The following is a 2,636-nucleotide window of genomic DNA, read 5'->3' as shown; positions in this document are numbered from 1 at the left end:
GTTCTGACCGCCACCACCACCGTCGGCGAAGGCGGCAACATCGTCTACACCGCCAGCCTTGTGGATAAAAACGGCGCGGCAGTGACCAACATCACCAACCCGCTGACCGTGACCTTGGATAACGGCCAGACCATCACCATCGGTGTGAACCAGTCGAACGGCAGCGTGACCGTTGTAGCTCCAGATGACGTGTACAAGGGCGACCAGACCGTCACTACTGCTATCACTAATGTGACTGGCGGTGAGCACTTCGAGAATCTGGTGCCGGGTACTACGCCGGTTAGCACCACTGTCACCGATACTCCGGGCACTGATAACACCACCACCGTGACACTGACCGCGCCAAGCGACGTCAACGAAGGCGGTCAGATTACGTACACCGCTACGCTTTCCAATAAAGCAGGCACTGACGTAACGCTGAAGTTGGATAACGGTTCGTCTATCACCATCAAAGCTGGCGATACCGTTGGCTCCGTGACTGTTGCAGCGCCAGGCGATGACGTGTTCATCGACAAGAGCACTCAGACCGTCAAGATCACCGACACCACTGGCGGTAACTTCGAAAAGTTGGAAGTGGCTGGTGATGGTGCAACTACGACCATTAACGACACCATCGACAAGGTCGATGTGGTTCTGACCGCCACCACCACCGTCGGTGAAGGCGGCAACATCGTTTACACCGCCAGCCTTGTGGATAAAAACGGCGCGGCAGTGACCAACATCACCAACCCGCTGACCGTGACTTTGGATAATGGCCAGACCATCACCATCGGCGTGAATCAGTCCAGCGGCAACGTCACAGTTGTAGCTCCGGATGACGTGTACAAGGGCGACCAGAACGTCACAACCGCTATCACTAATGTGACCGGCGGTGAGCACTTCGAAAACTTGGTGCCAGGTACCACGCCGGTCAGCACCACCGTCACCGATACACCGGGTACTGATAACACCACCACCGTCACGTTGACCGCGCCAAACGAAGTCAATGAAGGTGGTCAAATCACCTACACCGCGACCTTGAGCAACAAGGCCGGTACTGACGTAACCCTGAAACTCGACAATGGTTCGAGCATCATCATCAAAGCTGGCGACACCGTCGGCTCTGTGACCGTTGCTGCACCTGGCGATGACGTGTTCATCGATAAGAGCACCCAGACCGTCAAGATCACTGACACCACTGGCGGCAACTTCGAAAAACTGGAAGTTGCCGGCGACGGCACAACAACCACGATCAACGACACCATCGACAAAGTGGATGTGGTCCTGACCGCCACCACTACCGTCGGCGAAGGCGGCAACATCGTTTACACCGCGTCGCTGGTCGACAAGTCGGGTAATGCGGTGACCAACATCACCAACCCGCTGACCGTGACTTTGGATAACGGCCAGACCATCACCATCGGCGTGAATCAGTCCAGCGGCAACGTGACCGTTGTAGCTCCGGATGACGTGTACAAGGGCGACCAAACCGTCACCACCGCTATTACTAATGTGACTGGCGGCGAGCACTTCGAAAATCTGGTGCCAGGTATTACACCGGTGAGCACCACCGTCACCGACACTCCGGGCACTGATAACACCACTACCGTTACGCTGACCGCACCTAGCGAAGTCAACGAAGGCGGCCAGATTACTTACACTGCCACCTTGAGCAACAAGGCCGGCACTGACGTAACCCTGAAACTCGACAATGGTTCGAGCATCATCATCAAAGCTGGCGACACCGTCGGCTCTGTGACCGTTGCTGCACCTGGCGATGACGTGTTCATCGACAAGAGCACTCAAACCGTCAAGATCACCGACACCACTGGCGGTAACTTCGAGAAGTTGGAAGTGGCTGGTGATGGTGCAACTACGACCATTAACGACACCATCGACAAGGTCGATGTGGTTCTGACCGCAACGACCACAGTGGGTGAAGGCGGCAACATCATCTACACCGCCAGCCTTGTGGATAAAAACGGCGCGGCAGTGTCTAACATCTCCAACCCGTTGACCGTGACCCTGGATAATGGCCAGACCATTACCATCGGTGTGAATCAGTCGAATGGCAGCGTGACCGTTGTAGCTCCAGATGACGTGTACAAGGGCGATCAGACCGTCACTACCGCTATCACTAACGTGACTGGCGGTGAGCACTTCGAGAATTTGGTTCCAGGTACAACGCCGGTCAACACTACCGTCACCGACACTCCGGGTACCGATAACACCACAACCGTCACGCTGACGGCTCCCTCTGCAGTGAACGAGGGTGGTCAGATCACCTACACCGCTACGCTCTCCAATAAAGCGGGCACTGACGTCACGCTGAAGTTGGATAACGGCTCGACCATCACTATCAAGGCTGGCGACACCGTCGGCACCGTGACTGTCCCTGCGCCAAGCGATGACGTATTCATCGATAAGAGCACTCAGACCGTCAAGATCACTGACACCGCTGGCGGCAACTTCGAGAAGCTGGAAGTGGCGGGCGACGGCGCGACCACGACTATCAACGACACCATCGACAAAGTGGATGTGGTCCTGACTGCAACCACCACAGTCGGCGAAGGCGGCAATATCGTCTACACCGCCAGCCTTGTGGATAAAAACGGCGCGCCGGTGACTAACATCACCAACCCGTTGACCGTCACTCT

General features: G+C 56.2%; 1 protein-coding gene. It reads left to right on the top strand.

The features are described from left to right. On the top strand, positions 1-2,636 hold a 2,636-nt coding region (locus AOA62_RS11520; protein WP_368665709.1), incomplete at both ends, for an immunoglobulin-like domain-containing protein.

Source organism: Pseudomonas sp. 2995-3 (assembly GCF_002742565.1).
Lineage (GTDB): Bacteria > Pseudomonadota > Gammaproteobacteria > Pseudomonadales > Pseudomonadaceae > Aquipseudomonas > Aquipseudomonas edaphica.
This window is presented reverse-complemented; position numbering and strand designations above follow the sequence as displayed.